This window comes from Seonamhaeicola sp. (genome assembly GCF_028281565.1).
In the GTDB taxonomy this organism is placed as follows: Bacteria; Bacteroidota; Bacteroidia; order Flavobacteriales; family Flavobacteriaceae; genus Seonamhaeicola.
In genome coordinates this window covers 23,208-40,230 of record NZ_JANQJQ010000036.1, presented here as the reverse complement: position 1 = coordinate 40,230, position 17,023 = coordinate 23,208, and the positions used below count along the sequence as shown (strand labels likewise).

General features: G+C 35.5%; 13 protein-coding genes. 1 reads left to right on the top strand and 12 read right to left on the bottom strand.

Annotated elements, in window-relative coordinates:
• The 6 genes from Q0983_RS15355 to Q0983_RS15330 all read right to left on the bottom strand — a co-directional run.
• Positions 1-378 (bottom strand): alpha-L-fucosidase (locus Q0983_RS15355; protein WP_299555316.1); only part of this gene is annotated, 378 nt, incomplete at its 3' end.
• Between the two features lie 37 nt (positions 379-415).
• Positions 416-1,729 (bottom strand): hypothetical protein, encoded by a 1,314-nt coding sequence (locus Q0983_RS15350; protein WP_299555313.1) that lies wholly within the window; start codon positions 1,727-1,729, stop codon positions 416-418.
• On the bottom strand, positions 1,722-5,015 hold the full coding sequence (locus tag Q0983_RS15345) for a VCBS repeat-containing protein (RefSeq protein WP_299555310.1): 3,294 nt from the start codon (positions 5,013-5,015) through the stop codon (positions 1,722-1,724). Before Q0983_RS15345 ends, Q0983_RS15350 begins: the two co-directional genes overlap by 8 nt.
• A 263-nt stretch (positions 5,016-5,278) precedes the next feature.
• Complete coding sequence (locus Q0983_RS15340) at positions 5,279-6,805, bottom strand: RagB/SusD family nutrient uptake outer membrane protein (protein WP_299555307.1); 1,527 nt, start codon at positions 6,803-6,805, stop codon at positions 5,279-5,281.
• Positions 6,806-6,863: 58 nt separating this feature from the next.
• Positions 6,864-10,202, bottom strand: coding sequence for a TonB-dependent receptor (locus tag Q0983_RS15335; RefSeq protein ID WP_299555304.1), 3,339 nt, complete (start codon positions 10,200-10,202; stop codon positions 6,864-6,866).
• A 93-nt stretch (positions 10,203-10,295) separates the two neighbouring features.
• Complete coding sequence (locus tag Q0983_RS15330; protein WP_299555301.1) at positions 10,296-11,474, bottom strand: FecR family protein; 1,179 nt, start codon at positions 11,472-11,474, stop codon at positions 10,296-10,298.
• 115 nt (positions 11,475-11,589) lie between these two features.
• Here Q0983_RS15330 and Q0983_RS15325 point away from each other — a divergent pair, with 115 nt between their 5' ends.
• On the top strand, positions 11,590-12,192 hold the full coding sequence (locus Q0983_RS15325; protein ID WP_299555298.1) for an RNA polymerase sigma-70 factor: 603 nt from the start codon (positions 11,590-11,592) through the stop codon (positions 12,190-12,192).
• Here the strand turns inward: Q0983_RS15325 and Q0983_RS15320 are convergent.
• The 6 genes from Q0983_RS15320 to ssb all read right to left on the bottom strand — a co-directional run bounded on the left by Q0983_RS15320 (position 12,172) and on the right by ssb (position 16,736).
• Entirely contained in the window at positions 12,172-13,626 is a 1,455-nt protein-coding gene (locus Q0983_RS15320; protein WP_299555295.1) for a type IV secretion system DNA-binding domain-containing protein, read from the bottom strand. The genes Q0983_RS15325 and Q0983_RS15320 overlap by 21 nt on opposite strands.
• Positions 13,626-14,660 carry a MobB family relaxase gene (gene mobB / locus Q0983_RS15315; RefSeq protein ID WP_299555292.1) on the bottom strand — a complete coding sequence of 345 codons (1,035 nt, stop codon included), beginning with the start codon at positions 14,658-14,660 and terminating at the stop codon, positions 13,626-13,628. Before mobB ends, Q0983_RS15320 begins: the two co-directional genes overlap by 1 nt.
• 11 nt (positions 14,661-14,671) lie before the next feature.
• Entirely contained in the window at positions 14,672-15,259 is a 588-nt protein-coding gene (locus tag Q0983_RS15310; RefSeq protein WP_299555287.1) for a BfmA/BtgA family mobilization protein, read from the bottom strand.
• Between the two features lie 397 nt (positions 15,260-15,656).
• The gene (locus tag Q0983_RS15305) at positions 15,657-15,854 is read right to left on the bottom strand and encodes a hypothetical protein (RefSeq protein ID WP_299555284.1); all 198 of its coding nucleotides are present in this window, start codon (positions 15,852-15,854) and stop codon (positions 15,657-15,659) included.
• A gap of 16 nt (positions 15,855-15,870) precedes the next feature.
• A complete protein-coding gene (locus tag Q0983_RS15300) occupies positions 15,871-16,314 on the bottom strand; it encodes a JAB domain-containing protein (protein WP_299555280.1) in 444 nt (147 codons plus the stop codon).
• An 83-nt stretch (positions 16,315-16,397) separates the two neighbouring features.
• Positions 16,398-16,736 (bottom strand): single-stranded DNA-binding protein, encoded by a 339-nt coding sequence (gene ssb, locus Q0983_RS15295; protein ID WP_299555277.1) that lies wholly within the window; start codon positions 16,734-16,736, stop codon positions 16,398-16,400.
• Positions 16,737-17,023 lie beyond the last annotated feature (287 nt).

The following is a 17,023-nucleotide window of genomic DNA, read 5'->3' as shown; positions in this document are numbered from 1 at the left end:
CTCCGTCGCATCGAAGTTCTCGGCCCTGAACATGGGGATGAAATCCTTATATCCGAATTCCTCCTGACTCCCCCAGTTCTCCTTGTGGTAATCGAATACCCCTGAGGTTTCCCTGTACATCCGTCGCGGGTACCATTCCGAATCGTGAGCCGGCACCGCATAGGGGCCCCAGTGGATAAAAATACCTAGCTTCGCGTCTTTGTACCATTCAGGAACCTCATAATTGCCCAGAGATTCCCAGGTGGGTTGATATTCCTTTTTCTCTGATATCGCCCGATTTAAACCAATATCAGACTTTTTATTTTTTTCACATGCGAAAAGCGCAACAGCTATAACGTATAAAAAAAACGCTTTTCTGTATGTTTTTTTTAATTTCATCTTAATTTATTTTAATTGGTAATAGGTAATAACCAAATCAGAAAGTTTTATAAGGCCCAAATATATTTTTGACTTCCAGTTTTGGATTTAAATGGTCAAGTTCCAAGACGTAATATTCCATACCCCCTGGTAAAACTCTAATCAAAATATGGCCTTGCCTGATTTTATAGCCTCTTCTAAATGCCCCTCCGTATGTTGCCATAGTAGCATTATGGATGTTGGTTGCAAAAAAATCCGGTGTTGGCTCTAAGCCGTACATTCTAAAAAAAGTCTCTTGCCCTGGATGATCCGAAGTAATGGACTGCTGAACAAACACCTGAGGAGCCAGAGTATCCACAAAATATTGATTCATAGCATCCCTTACACCATGATGATCCATCACGGCCACCTCAACCTGCCCAACCGCATTAGCCATTGGGGTCTCTACGTCAAACCACCAATCCATTCCATTGGTAGTTTGTTTAGTATTAACACCTGTGTTATCACCTCCGGTGTAATAATCAAAGTCTCCGTACGATATCTTTAAGGCAATGCTCATTGGGTTTTCACCAAATTTCCCCTCTTCATTTACGATGTCTTCCTTTGACATATACTGATAGGGTTTGTTTGTAAGACTATCTTTAATTGTGCCATTCGATTTTATCGGCATCACCATAAAATCATATTCATCGGGGTTTGAGAGTAAAGAGATTTGCCTAGAATCTCCAACATTTAGGGAATCAACTTTTAAATTGTTATTCTCAACGTGATATTCCAAAAACCTTAAATAGTTCACAAAATTCAACTCTTTATTATTATGACTTCTTAAGTCTTTAGGGAAATCATAATTTGGATAGCCGCGGTCAATAATCTGCACTATCGGTATTTCATCGTATAAATCTGTAATTCCTGAAAGTCGGTATGCCTCAGTCGCTGACCACACACTTTTATCATGAATCATCCCATAATGATCACCATGAAAATGAGATATTACCGCATAATCAATTTCATTACTAAAATCCGCAGGAACTACCTGTTTTATGTAATTTGCAATCCACTGACCTGGTCTTTTAGAATTATTCGGGTAGACAGGAGTCACCTGCATTCTATTTGCAGGTCGACATTCCTCAGCCCAACCTCCCTCAAGAGCCCCCACGTCAAACATCATTGTGGTTCCATCCGGTAACAACATAAAAGTAGCGTCTCCTCTTCCTGTGTTAATATGATGTATATCTAAATAACCTTCAGTCCAAGGTTTTAACTGTGTAGGTAATGAATTAATGGAATCTTTCTGAGCGTTACTGAAAAATCCCAATAAAGCAGTTAGAATTAAGAATCCAAACTTTGCCAATATTTTATTTTTTCTATTCATTTTTTAGTTTAAATAATTTCAGGGTACTATTATTTCTTGCAAATAGAACCCCTGTTTCTCCATTCGCTAAATTTATTTTTTTAATAACCTTCACCTCATCTTTTATCATTAACCGACTTTCTGATGGAGCAATAACATCTAGTTTTTTTGAATTAGCATTAGGCGAAAGCAGCAACCCAATACCTGCATCATTTCTTGGTGTTTCCACCTCGGTATCAAATAAATTTCCTGCAATTATTATATGAGGGGTTCCATCTTCTTTATAATCAATAACCTCGCAAGCGTTTATAGCAAAACTTTGAGCTCTGTTGGGAAGCCTATGAATATTAAATTTTGTTCCTGTATTCTCCAACCATATATGTTCAAAAGTATCTAACTTAAAATGCATTGATTTGGACAACATGGACTCCCCGTAAACATCCTCTAAACTGGCGAGAGCAAATTCATTGTATGTCTCAAATCTTTTGGCAATTGCCGGGATTTGTTGAGATGAACATTCCCTACCTCTTACAGGTAGCCTCTTTCCCTTTTTTGTTTTACTTAATACGATATCCAAGCTGTTGTTTTCATCAAAATCATTACTATAAATCTCAAAAGGTTCCTCTAAACTGGTTTTGTATTTACTATTGAGTCCGTAATTACCAATTACAAAATCCATATCCCCGTCATTATCCACATCCATTTTTTCAATACTTCTCCACCACCCAGCAGTATCAGACAAACCATACTTATGGGATACATTATTAAACCCAGAGGAAGTGTTTTCGAAAAGTGTTACTCCCATCCATTCACCAACAACAACTAAATCCAAATCATTATCTGCATCAAAATCACACCATCTAGCGTCAGTAACCATACCTAATTCAGTAAGCTCCGGATTTAAATTTTCGGTAACATTCGTGAAGTTCAATCTATCATTTAAGCCACCTTCGTTTTTCAATACATAGCTTGGTGGGGTACTGGGGTATTTTCCAGGAACAATACGCCCTCCAACAAATAAGTCTAAATCTCCATCCTTATCTATATCTCCAGCAATTACAGTCTTACCACTGATTTGTATTTTAGGCAAACAATCTTCGCACTTTGTAAAGACACCATTATTGTTAACATATAAACGATCTTCATAATACTGTCCTTCCAGTTGGCCATTGTTACCACCACTTACAATGTATAAATCCAAATCATTATCATTGTCAAAATCCTCTAACAATACTCCCGTATCCTCAAATTGGTAATCATTTAACCACGGTCCATCAACCTCTTTGAAGTGACCTTCCTTATTTTGATAATACATAGCTGCTTTATACCCCGATGCATTGCCAATAAAAAAATCCTCTAGACCATCTCCATTAACATCTCCTACAGCCAATCCTGGTCCAATCTGGGAGTTTTTATGGGGCAACAAGGGTTCTATTCTGAAATCATCATAGAAATCCTCCTTGTGTAAAAAATCAATATTTAATTGATTGGTAATATCTGTAAAGACGGGAAACTCATTTACCTTTCTTTTATTGAGTACTTTACTTTTACTTGCATTTTTATAATCCAGTGTAAATGTCCGATTTCCCTTGACAGAATTTAAAACCTGACTGCTGCCATCGGGCCAAGTTATTTTTAACTCATCTACAGTATCCTTTTTACCTAAACCATAATGAAGCAACGGTTCTACACTGGATTGAAAGCCTCTAGATAAGGTTAGCTCTTTAACCTGTAAACTGTTTCCGTTTGATAATACAACCTTACTTCCAATTCCAAAAGGGTTAGATTTTGAACCAATTAATTTAATCTTTAAATAATTATTGTTTCCAGTAGCCCTATCTGAACATTTATTTTCTATTAAATATGCTTCTTCATCAATATTGTTAACAACCAAATCTAAATCGCCATCATTATCTAAATCCGCATAGGCGGCGCCGTTCGAAAACCCTTTATTTTCTAATCTCCAATCTTCGTTGCCATATCTAAAAGTCAAGTCTCCATTATTGATAAAAAGAGAATTCTCTAATGGTGAAGACGGAAATATTTCGGGATTATACTTAAGAACCTTTCCAAAAAAACTTTGAGATTTCAATTTCTCGTTTGCGTCATTGTTATTTACATCCCTTTTAATTCCATTGGTGATGTAAATATCTTCGAATCCATCATTATTCAAATCACAGAATAATCCTGCCCAACTCCAATCGGTCGCAGCAACACCTGCAAGTCTTGAAACATTACTAAAAACCGGTTTGGTATCAAACACCCCGTTATTAAATTGAAGCATATTATGCATGTATTGGTAATGAAACCCCAAATCAACTGCTTGTTCAAATGCATGTTGGCTCATACTGGCCATATTGGTCTTTGATCTAAAATGACTGTCCGATGTCATGTCCATTTGAAGAATATCCAGAAAGCCATCGTTGTTAAAATCAGATGCGTCCACTCCCATTCCAAATTGCGACGTTTGGTTGGTTGCCTCTTTTATAATTTCCTTGAAAGTACCATCAGCATTATTTAAGTATAAGTAATCCGGAACATTAAAATCATTTGAGACATAAAGATCTTTCCATCCATCATTATTTAAATCAGACGCTATAACCCCTAGGGTCAACCCAAAATTCTTAACATTTGCCTGTTCGGTAACATCTGAAAATGTGCCATTGCCATTATTTCTAAATAAATGAGCTGATTCAGAATACTCATTCTCAGTTACTTTCCGGTGATAAAACTCGTTACCCATGCTAATAGGTAGCAACGGATAATTAACAACAAAAACATCCAGTAAACCATCATTATCGTAATCAAAAAAAGTCGCTTGAATTGATGAACTGGAATCATCTAATCCATATTCTTCAGCTCTTTCTGTAAATGTATTGTCCTGATTGTTAATAAACAATTGATTAGAACTGGGTTTATATTTTGAGGAAACACAAACATAAATGTCTAGCCATCCATCATTATTAACATCAGCCATTGTAGTTCCAGTATACCATTGATTACCACCAACAATACCCGCGGTTTCCGTTATATCCTGAAACTGCATATTTCCACGATTTAGATATAACTTATTGCTTGACATATTCCCACTGAAGAAAATATCACTTAATCCGTCATTATTTATATCTCCAATACTAACTCCTCCTCCCATAAAAATATAGGGGAAATTGTAATAATTAAGGGAATCACTCTCAGTTATTTGATTCTTAAAATTTACTCCTGAATACTTCGGATCAATCAATTTCAGTCCAACAATATCTTTGTTTTTTTTTGAGGAACCCCCACAAGAATAAAACAATAAAGTCACTAGGATGATTTTCACCACGAATTGAAAAAATCTCATCTTAAGTCTAATATTTTATTAAAAAACATGAAATAATTAATGTCATCCTTTGGACGCATTACAGGTAGATACAACAATTTCAGAATTATCAATAAAAAAAGAAGTTAGGTAAATCTTAATTTTTAGAAATGACGGGCTACGATAACTTAACTTGTACTTTAACTATCGCAGCCCTCTTCATTTCAACTTCAAACTAAACTAACTCAATTTTTTACACACACTTTTGATTAATATCCGGGATTATTCGGGAAACCAGCATTATCAATTTCCACTTGAGGTATATCCATATATTCTCTACCTTCTACATAGGCACCTACTCCGCCACAACCGCTCTTCATATCCAATCCATTAGCATCACGTAAATCTACAACGCGTTCTTTCACGAGTCCCCAACGAATTAAATCAAACCAACGCACTTCTTCAAGAGCTAGTTCCAAAACACGCTCATCTCTAATTCTATCACGCATCTCACTTTGGGTAAGCCCTGCAGTTATATCAGGCATATCAACTCTTTGGCGAACCTTATTTATAGCATCATACGCTATACTTGTAGGTCCATTCAGTTCATTTTCAGCTTCAGCGAGCATTAAAAGAACATCCGAATATCTCATTAATCTCCTATTTATAGGATTTCTGAAAAATTGGGCATTTGATACACCTCCTTCGATATTTAACCATTTTCTACCAAAAACCCTCGTATCACCAGGAAAGGCATCTTCATACTTAACTCCTCCATATATTGTGGAATTAGGATGGTTCCAAAACAGAGTTGTAAATGTTCGAGGGTCAATATCTCCCCCATTTGTTTGTTCTTTTAAAAATAATGGCAGGACCCAATCATTTATTCTCATCGTATTTTGACTGGTGTAACCTGGCGGAGCAATATCCGGTTCATCCGCTAAGGCTCTACCTCTATTTAATTGGTCACCTCCCCATCCACCATTGCCATCGTTAATGTATGACAATTCAAATATTGACTCTTCATTGAATTCAGTAAATGCACTAAAATTATCGGCATAATTTGCCACTAAATCATAATTTGCGGACAATTTGTTAAATTCTGCTATTGCAAGGCTATATTGTTCTGTAAATAGATACGCCTTACCTAAATATCCTGTAGCTGCTCCTGAAGTAGCCCTACCCGCATTAGACGAATCCCAAGTAGTTGGCAGTTTTGACTGTGCAATTTTAAAATCTTCAATTATAAAATCCCAAACATCACTAGGATCGGCCTGGACTTGGTTCCTTTGATCAGCTACCGTTACTCTTTCTCTTAAAATTGGAACGTTGCGCCAAATCATAACCAAATCAAAATAAGCCAATGCCCTCAAAAAGTGTGCTTCTCCAATAATGGTTTCTTTTAAAGAAGCGTCCATATCAATACCAGGAACAAAGTTTATTACATCATTAGACCTCGCAACAACATTCATTACTTGAGGATATACCCACCGCTGTGTATCAGTTGTCGATTCTCCAACAAACCTTGCTGGAGCGGTTCTTACAGAAGGATTAAAAGGGTTAACAATATCATCCCGATAATCGGTAAGCCATATTCGCGCTCTACCATAATATGTAGCAATACTCAAAGGACTATAAGCCCCCATTAAACCTTTTATGGCATCATCTTCGGTTTGCCAAAACTCTGAAGGTGTTAAAGCATTTGGGTTTGTTTGATTTAGTAAATCAGGGTCGCAAGAGAGGCTTGTTAATAACAGGCAAGCTCCAACGACATAGTATTTAATCGATTTAATCATTTCAAAATATTTTTAATTATTAATTAATATAACTGTAATTGAAAAGATTGTATAAAAACTACAATCCTATTTGAACTCCGAGTCTAAAAGTTCTGGCCGCAGGGTAAGCTCTTTCGTCTACTCCTGAATTAAAAAGTCTCGGTTCTCTTCTAAAACTTCTACCAACTTCAGGGTAGTAACCACTGTAATTAGTTATAGTAAAAACATTTTCCATTGAAGCATAAAGGCGTAACCTATTAATTCCAATTTTTGACATCAAATCATCAGGGAAGGTATAACCAATATTTAAATTTTTAAGACGAAAATATGAGCCGTCTTCAACGTAAAAACTCGACATTCTTCTGTTATTGGCCAAATCATTGATTGTAAGCCTTGGTGCCGTAGCATTTGGATTGGAAGGAGACCAAGCAACTTCAGCCGCATTAGCAAAATAATTACCAAAATAATGAATTTGCCCTTGGAACTTTTTACCATTTAAAATCTCATTACCTTGTACTCCATTGAAAAATAAATTAAGGTCAAAGTTTTTATATGTAAAATCTAATTGAAGACCATATTCGAAATCGGGAATATAACTTCCTAAAACAACTCTATCATCATTATCAATTACACCATTGCCGTCAACATCTCTAAATATAAAATCCCCGGCTTGAGCATCCGTTCTTCCATCCGCTAAAGCTTCTGCATCTGTTTGATAAATCCCAACTACTTGGTGACCAAAATAAGAGCCAATTTCACTGCCTGCCTGTGTAAGCGTTCCAAAAATTGAATTATTTGTAAATTCTCCACCTGCAATTGGCGTAATACCTTCTCCTAAAGAAACAACCTCATTTTTTAGCGTAGAAAGTGTACCTGTTGCACTAAAACTAAAATCTTTAGCATATTTCTTATAATTTAACATAAATTCAAAACCTTTATTCTGAATACTAACTGCATTAAAAGGCACAGCATTGCTAAATCCGGTACTATTGGAAACATTAAGACTAGCCAAAACATCATTGGAATCTTTTATAAAATAATCTACACTAAAATTTATTCTATTATTTAAGAACCCTAAATCAGCACCAAAGTTCTTGGTTTCCGTTGTTTCCCATATTAATTCAGTATTACTTCCATTAGAAAGGGAAGTACCTGGCACCCTTGTCTCACCAATAACAGTTTCTGAAGCTATATTCAACACACTTTGTGTATCGTATGCCCCAATGTTATCTGAACCAATTTTACCATAACCTCCGCGTAACTTTAAATTGTTGATAAAAGAAACTTCCTTCATAAAACCTTCGTTAGTTACGTTCCAGGCAAATGCCAATGACGGAAACGTTCCCCATTGATTTTCGCTACTAAACCTTGAAGAACCATCTCTTCTAACCGAAGCAGTTAGAAAGTATTTGTCCCCGTAATTATAGTTTAATCTCCCTAAATACGATTCATACCCAACAATTTCCTGATAGGATGGAGAACTTAAAAGATTTTCAGCTGCCCCCGCTACCCTAATGGAATTAGAAGGAAAACCAGAGGCCTGAATTGAAAGAATCCTTGTATCTATTTTCTGATAGGTTGCTCCTCCCAGAATATCAAAATTATGCTTTCCTACATTGAATTTATAATTCAGTGTATTTTCTACAAGGTAATTTTTACTTATCGTACTGGTTTCTGAAAGATCTGCTACCTCATTTGTCCCAGGAGAAGTATTGTTTAGTTCATATGTTGGCCTAAACGTAAATCTGTTTTCCACATTATATTCCATCCCCAAGTTTAATTTATATACCAACCCTGGTATAATCTCATAGCTTGGCGCCAAATTAGCCAATACTTGCTCCCTTTTTCTTGTGTCTTCAATTAAAGAGGCCAACGCCAATTCATTTGCTATTGTGCCGACACCTGTAATAATAGAAGCATCCGTTATATTAGAAAAACCGCCATTTTCGTCATAAATAGGAAGTGTCGGTAAATGTCCCCATTCGACCCCAAACTGGTTATTAAGCTCCTCATCCGTTTTACTTAAGGACAAGGACTGATCAATTTTGAATTTATTCTTCTTAAAGGCGGAATTAATTCTAAAATTATGTCTGGTAAAACTCGAATTTTTGACAATCCCTTCTTGATCAACTACACCGCCGGATAAATTAAAAGTTAAGTTATCACCTCCGCCAGATAGACTAACACTATGTGCCTGGACAAAGGCCGTTCTCAATTGTTCTGCTTGCATATCACTATCCACATTTGGGTCAAAAGCTGAATCATTGGCAGGAGATCGAGCCTCACCATCATTATCATTAGCAATATTTCTGATATTGGCATATTGTGCCGCATTGGCATAATCTATAGTGCTTATAACCTCTTGAAAACCAGCATACGAATCAATATTGACCCTAATCGCTCCGGATTTCCCCTTTTTAGTGGTTACAATTACAACACCATTTGCAGCTCTAGAACCATAAATCGCCAAAGCTGATGCGTCCTTTAAAACTGTTACACTCTCAATATCTTGTGGGTTAAGAAAACTCATGGAAGAAGTCAACATTCCATCTATAACATAAAGAGGTCCAACATCAGATAGAGTACCCGATCCTCTAATGGTTATAATAGGTTCAGCGCCTGGGGCTGAACCATCAGCTTCAACTCTAACACCTGTCATTCTACCTTGTAAGGCATTTGCTGCATCAACAGGGGTGTTCAAGGCCAAATCTGAACCTTTAACGGAAGAAACAGCACCGGTCAAGTCACTTTTTTTCTGTGTTCCATAACCTACTACTACTACCTCATCCAGTTTCGCCGCGTCCTCAACCAAAGCAATATTAATATTTGATTGACCATCAACTTCAACTTCCTTTGTTAAAAAGCCTATATAGGATACTACTATTACGGCATTTTCATTGGAAACTGACAATGTAAATTTACCATCAAAATCAGTTTGTGAACCGTTGGTAGTTCCCTTCTCAATTATATTAGCTCCTGGTAAGGGCTGGTTGTTTTGATCAGTAACGACACCTGAAACCTGAAATTGTTGTGGTTTATCTACAAGTATTCGTTCTTTTTTCTTTACTATAATATTATTTGAACCTATTAGTTTGAAACTAACATTTCCATTCCTAAAGCTCTTTTCAAGTAATTCATCTAAGGTAATTTCTCCTTTTTCTAATTTTACTTTAGGAAAATCTTTAAAAAGCTTTCTTGGGTAAAGAAAACGATAATCTGTTTGTTTTTTAATAATCTTAAACACTTCATAAACGGTAATTTCAGAGGTGTTTTCAATTTGTATTTTTTTCTGCGCAAACGATTCACTAGTGCTAAAACTAAATGCCGCCGTACAAAAGAAAAAAATAAATGCTTTCATCATTAATAATGGGAGTCGTTTACGAACAAACGAGCATCCTTTAAGTAATTTAATTTTCATAAATTTGCCTTGTGTTAGTTAATAAATAATTAATACATAAAGAAGGAGCGAAGTATGATGTCCGGAAAAATATCGTTACTTCGTTTCCTTTTCTTATTCTAATACTACCTGTTTATCAATGATTTGGTAATCGTTTATTATCCCAAAATCTTTAACTACAGCCAATATTTCATCTATTTTTTGTTCTTTTCCAAGAACGCCATCAAATAAAATGGTTTCAATTTCTTTATTTTTAAAAGTTACATCCATATCAAACCAACGAGATAAAACTGTCATCACTTCTTTTAAAGGTTTTTTCTCAAAACTAAAAACACCTTCTTTCCAAGATATCTCATTATAAAGGTCTACGGTTTTCACCATTAAATGCTTACTACTAAGATTTACATTAGACTGCTGTTCAGGCAGCAATTCCTGCTTTATATCATCATATTTTACAAGCACTTTCCCTTCAACTAAAGTTGTGTATATATGAGCTTCTTCTTTGTAGGATTTTATATTAAACTCAGTACCTAAAACTCTAATTTCCTGTCCCTCGTTAAAAACTTTAAATTCGGCACCGTTATGTTTAGTGCTTGGAGAAACATCAAAATAAGCTTCACCATAAACCAATTCCACTTCCCTTGACTGTCCATCAATAAAGCTTACTGGATACTTTAACTTTGAATCCGAGTTCATCCAAACCCTAGTTCCATCAGATAGCTCAATAAAATACTGCCCCCCTCTCGGAATAGTCAGAGTATTATATTCAAGCTTATGAGCAGTTGCTAATTTATTTTTATAAATAATTTCTTTACCGTTACTTTTTGCGTTATTGGTTAGCACATGAGAACTCTTTCCTAAATTTATTTCCGAACCATCATCTAATTCTAATATAGCTTTATTTGACCCGGGTACAATTCCTGTTTCAACAACAACTTCATTGCCATCCAATATCGGTTCACTATCATTCGCTTTACTCAAAAGAAAATACGAAGTTGTGGAAACGAGAACTAAAATTGCCGCATACTTCATTACTCTCTTAACCCTACTTATTCCAAAAATCTTTTTCCTGCCCTTTTCATTCTCTATTATTTCTCTTAAGTTTTTTTCCGCTTTATCTATATCAAAATTGCTCAAATTGTAATTAATTGTATAATTCGTCCTAATGTAATTTAGAAATTCTTCCTTATTACCACCCTTATCAAGCCAGTTTTCCAGTTCTTCTATTTCTGGAAAAGTTATAGTATTTGTCAAATACTTTACAATAAGTTCATGTTCTCTTTTTCCTAACATATATCACATAAATCTATCACTATAACGAAAGTCAAAAAAGAATACCCTAGTCATTGAATAATATTTTTTTTGCTATTTTCGCAATTATCAAAGCTAATAATTATCAAATTACCACATGAAGACACAGTATAATGACGATATCTCTCTTATCAAAGCATTAAAGAATGAAGACCCTGATGCTTATTCATTTCTTCTGCGTAATTATCATCATAAACTTTGTGTTTACGCTTTTAGCTTAACTAACGACAATGATTTTGCGGAAGATGTGGTTCAAAATGTATTTATTAATATTTGGAGACGAAGAAGCAACTTAAAAGATGACTTTTCATTAAAGAACTATTTATACAAATCAGTTTATAATGAGTACATTGACCAGCATCGAAAACAAAAATCAATTTTGTCCATTGAGAAAAAATATATTGATGGTCTCAGTATGGTTGTGGAATCTGAGGATGAAAGTTATCTCAATAAACTTATTGAAATAGTAAAAAGAGAAATTGAAAACCTCCCTCCCAGGTGTAAAGAGACATTTCTTTTAAGTAGAAAAGAAGGCTTAACAAATATTGAAATTGCTGAATACTTGAATATTTCTGTAAAAGGTGTAGAGTTTCATCTATCAAAAGCTTTTAAAATATTACGTAATAGTGCTCAAGAAAAAGTCCAAACGATTTTATTCCTATTGTTTGGTAACAATAGCTTAACTACTTGCACTCCATAAATTTAGCAAAGACCCCATATCTCGGTATACCCTTTCATAGTTTAGTTTAAGTTCTTTATTTGAATAACTATTATTTTTTTCAGACAAATTCTTTTCGATTTTCTGAAGTTTTATTTGAGCTCTTTTATCTTTACCATCCGCAAAAACCACAAACTCTCCTTGATTCAACCTGAAGAAAATATCAGCCCTCCGTTTTGAAACTTCCTTTTCACCTTTAGTTATCCTGGTATCAAGACTTAGATTCACTCCTTTGTTAATGCTTGTTGTCTTTATTTTAACCAATTCAAAAAAGCGTTCATAATATTTAGCTGTATCAGGGTCGTTTACTTTGCCAAAAAATTGATAGGACAGATTACTTAATATGGCTTTGCTTGCTTTCTCTCCATACAGCATATCATTCTGTACCTTATCCTGCATAACATATATAGTGGCTATATCATAACTTCGAAGTGTGGCGGGAACACGGTGCATATTCAAAAGTTTTATTGTTGGAGCTTCTTCCATTAGAACAAATGATGATTTTTGATTCCTGACACTCATTTGCTTAATGACCGTATGCATTATTGTTGCGATTATGGGAGAATAAGCCGATTCATACTTTGGGTTATTGACTATGGAAATTACTCCAGAGTTTTTATGATTGTTTATGTCAAGAGGCACTTCATCTTCCGATAATACCATGAACATTTTTTGCGATGCAATTTTTTTAAATGCATTTGCCAAGGTGCTTTTTACCCCTGCTGTCTGTTTGTCCGAATCTATACCATTGATAAAAGCACTGGCCAGACTTTTAGAAGACAGGTTTGAACTTAAAAATGTTACCAGACTTTTGGTATTTAGCTGTTGAAAAAGTGCTATTACATGCGGCAACGTACAATACTTAGCGTAATCCGTTCTCATTTTCCATATCATACCGGCCAACAACCCTTCCACGGCATCATTGAAGAACCGTGAGGTTGCATTGATGTTTGTTGCTTCTCCTTGTTCCAATAGATTTTCAATAAGTACCCGGGAGAGTTCATTGACACTTTCTTCATTGGGCAAATATCTCGGCGCAATGGGGTTTACTTTATAGTGGATTATATCAAAAGAAATAGTATAAAATCTGGTATTGCTGTTCTTGAATAAGGGATAGGCTATCTCGGTAAGTTCAAAATCTTTATAGTCATGGATGACTCCGCAAAAATCATGTTTACTCAAGTGCTGTAAAAAGTTATAGACCACACTTTCTGTTTTTCCGCTTCCGGCCGACCCGATTATGGACACTCCTCTTCTTAGGTTATCTATTTTAAATTTCCCATTGGTGAGTTTAAAGTGCACCTGGTATTTTTTGTCTTTTACTTGACTTTGTTCTTTATGATACAATCCATATAAAACGGTTCCAATAAACAATACCGGTGTCACTATATAAAGTATGATTTGAACTATTTCCATTATATGCCTATTGAACTAGATTGAATGGCTTTTTCTGTTCCCCTTTTTAACTTTCGAAAAACTTTCAAGGCCAGTTGCACTTTATTGGTGGGAATATTCATTATAGAGGTATTTATCCCAGTCTTTCCTAAAAGTTTAAAAGCCATGGCCCTTTCATTATTGGGCAGCCCTAAAATGCTTATATAATACCCTTTTGTATCCTTCACAAAAAGCTTTCTTGCGTTATAGGTTTCTACATAATTTCTATTGTAATCAAATAGTTTGTCAAATGTCTTTTCTGCTTCGCTAAAAAATTGGTCCCTGTCAAATCCACGTTTAACCAATTTACCGTTCATCATGACTTCTGATGCTTTGTATTTACTCCCTGGGGATAAACTGTATGTGTTTGTTCTATCCTTTCTGCTGACTATTATATGGATATGGGCCTGGCTTCCCTCCTTTTGCATCCCTTGTTTTACTAGTTTCCCATTTTGCTTATGGGGAGCTTCTTCAATTAGTTGTTTGACTTCTTGTTCCTTTTCCTGAATGTTCCCGATGAGATTTCCCGATTTTATTTGCTGGATTTTATTTTCCAGCCTTACTATCTTTTTGTAATAGGGTGCATTTTCCCTAATGGCCTTGTCGGTTCCTTTAAAGGTCCTCGTATGTTCTACTTTTGCATAATACATGATATCATCTACGGTTACTTTTCTTCCATCTATTTCCCTGTTAAAGGCCTTGGCATAGGTTTTCATGACCTCGTTCGTATATTCCTTTAAAGCTTCAGGGTTATTTTCTAAATGCTTAAGCTCCTGCTGACTTGGATTTAGGGTTATGGAATAAAACCGGGGTTCGTTCTTTTTTAATTTTGCCGCATTGTTGTCAATATGCTCTATGACTTCTTTTGAATCAATCTCATCTCCATAATGGTTAAAGAAATGTTCCATATCCTCAAGTTCTTTTCCTTCATTTTCTTTATTGAGATAGTTTACAAAGTCGGTTACGCTTTGCATATAATTGTTTCCCAGTTTTTGGGGGCTTATGGTCACGTACATACCATTCTATTTTAATTTAGGTGTTCTTTTAATGCTTCAAATTCTTCTTTGCTCACTTCCAGTCGGTAATAACCTTTTCCAAAGGTGGTTTTTACGTAAGTGGTTTTTTCTATCAGATCTACAACCTCTTGTTTTAGCTCTCCCGTTTCCTGTTGTGTTTTATAGTACTGCTTTCTGTAGTACTCCAGCTCTTCATTTTCACTTATAAGTGTTGGTGCTTCAAAATAGATGGTTTCTTCGTCATCTTCTTCTCTTAATGTTTCTTCAAACAGTGCCTGCAACATGGCAGTTGTGGGCTGGGTCTGGTTCTTTTCAATATCCCTAATTATGGCAATCACGGCATTGAACCGCTTTTTTATGATACTTTTTAAACCTGTAATGGTTGCTCCTAACCTATCATTTGGCGATAATTCATTGATTTCAAAAAAATCAATCATTTCCAACAGGGTCATGGATTGGGATTTGGCGTTCTTTTTGCAGAAAACCCTGAACTTTTTGGCAATGGAGGTCTTGATGCTCAAACTTTCAAACCGCTCTTTTTCATAACCTTTATCCATTTTTCCGTGAAAAACCCCCTGATTTTTCTGGGCTGGCTTCATTTTTCCGTGAAAAACCAAACAGACCCTTTTTTATTCACCATTGCAAACCCTTTGTTTAAAAGGGGTTTCGTTAACTAATTGTATTGTAACATCGCGTAGCGTGTTACCCTCTTGCTTTTCGATTTTCGTCCCGCAGGGACAAAAATTTTCAAACGACCTTGTTGATTCCAATAGTTATTGAAACGTTTGCTTTTGTTCGTGGTCAGCTTCTTTTAAAGGTATTACTTAACTGGTTTATTATGAAACCCGATTTGGTCGCAAATGGTCTGTTTTGACATTGGCTTTTATGATTTCCAACCAACGAGCTAAAACGAACGTCGGATATTAAAATTCTTAATAGGATTTTAAAGAAAAAGACCTTAGTTTTTCTAAGGCCTTTTTCTCTATTTTCTTTTTTTTAAATATTGAATATGTATTTGTAGTTATATAGGTTCTTTATTGCTTCTTCATACAGTACGTCTTCAAAATTCAATTGATGTTGTTCTGAAAAAGCTTTAAGTTCATTTCCGTGCCTTTCCTTTATCTCAGCTTTGGATTTGGAAAGCAGCCATTCTTGTGTCTCGGCATCCAGATTGTTATAATTTAAAGTAATCATAGTCTATGTCCTTAAATTATAATATGCCATTATCCGAGAAGCTGTAATACTCCCCATTTGGAGCCAATATCACGTGGTCCAATATTTTGATATCCAAAAGTTCTGCTGCTTTCTTTATTTTCTCTGTAAGCTGTCTGTCCAATTCACTGGGCTGTAATTTGCCACTGGGGTGGTTATGTGCCAATATAATAGCCACTGACAGGGATTTAAGTACTATGGCAAAAAGGATTCTTATATCTACCAATGTTCCTGATATACCGCCTATGGATAGTTGACAGATGCCCTTTATTTTATTGGAGTTGTTCAATAACACTATCTTAAAACTCTCAAATAGGCCAATAGTGTTTTTATCCCAATGTTCATAAAGCAGTTTACTGATTTCTACGGAGCTTTTTATCGTTACCGGAGATTTTGGGTGTCCCTTGTAACTTATCTTTATTTCGTTAACTTTGCTCTTCATTGTTTCCTTTATTTAGAGTAAATGATGAAAAAGAGGGCAGTTATTATTTAGAGATATGCACATGCCCTCTTTCTTTTTTGGAATTAATTGTTATTTCCCAACAATAGGATTTCATCGGCTACCACTTCCGTAACATAGCGTTGTTCATTGTCATCAGTTGTATAGCTTCGGGATTTTAGTTTTCCAGCTACACCCACTTCTTTACCTTTGGCAACATACTTCTCTACAATTTCTGCAGTCTTGCCCCAGGCAACAACTGTATGCCAGTTCGTATCTGTTTGCTTTTCGCCCTTGCCACCTTTGTAATACTCATTTGTGGCTAATGAAAAACGGGCAACTTTCTTTCCGCTTTCAAGGTTCGTAATTGTTGGTTCTACACCAACGTTTCCAATTAACTGTACATGATTTTTAATAGTACCCATAATTAAAGATTTAAAAGATTAATAATTCCCCATTGATTTGCATTTTAAGGGGCGTTTGTTCTTTTCTTTCGTGCACCGCACAATGGATAAAGTGGGTTTTGTCAAGACTTTTAGGGTAAAATCAGGAGTGTTTGCGACGTAGTAAAATCCTTGGATTTTCAAGGAAGTAGAAACCTTATTTTTCACTAAAATCCTGTACGGTCTTGACAAGTTCCATAAGGGCATTAGCAATGCTTTTAAACATGGTTACGTTTGAGTGTACCGACAGTTAAGCGAAATAAGTGGCC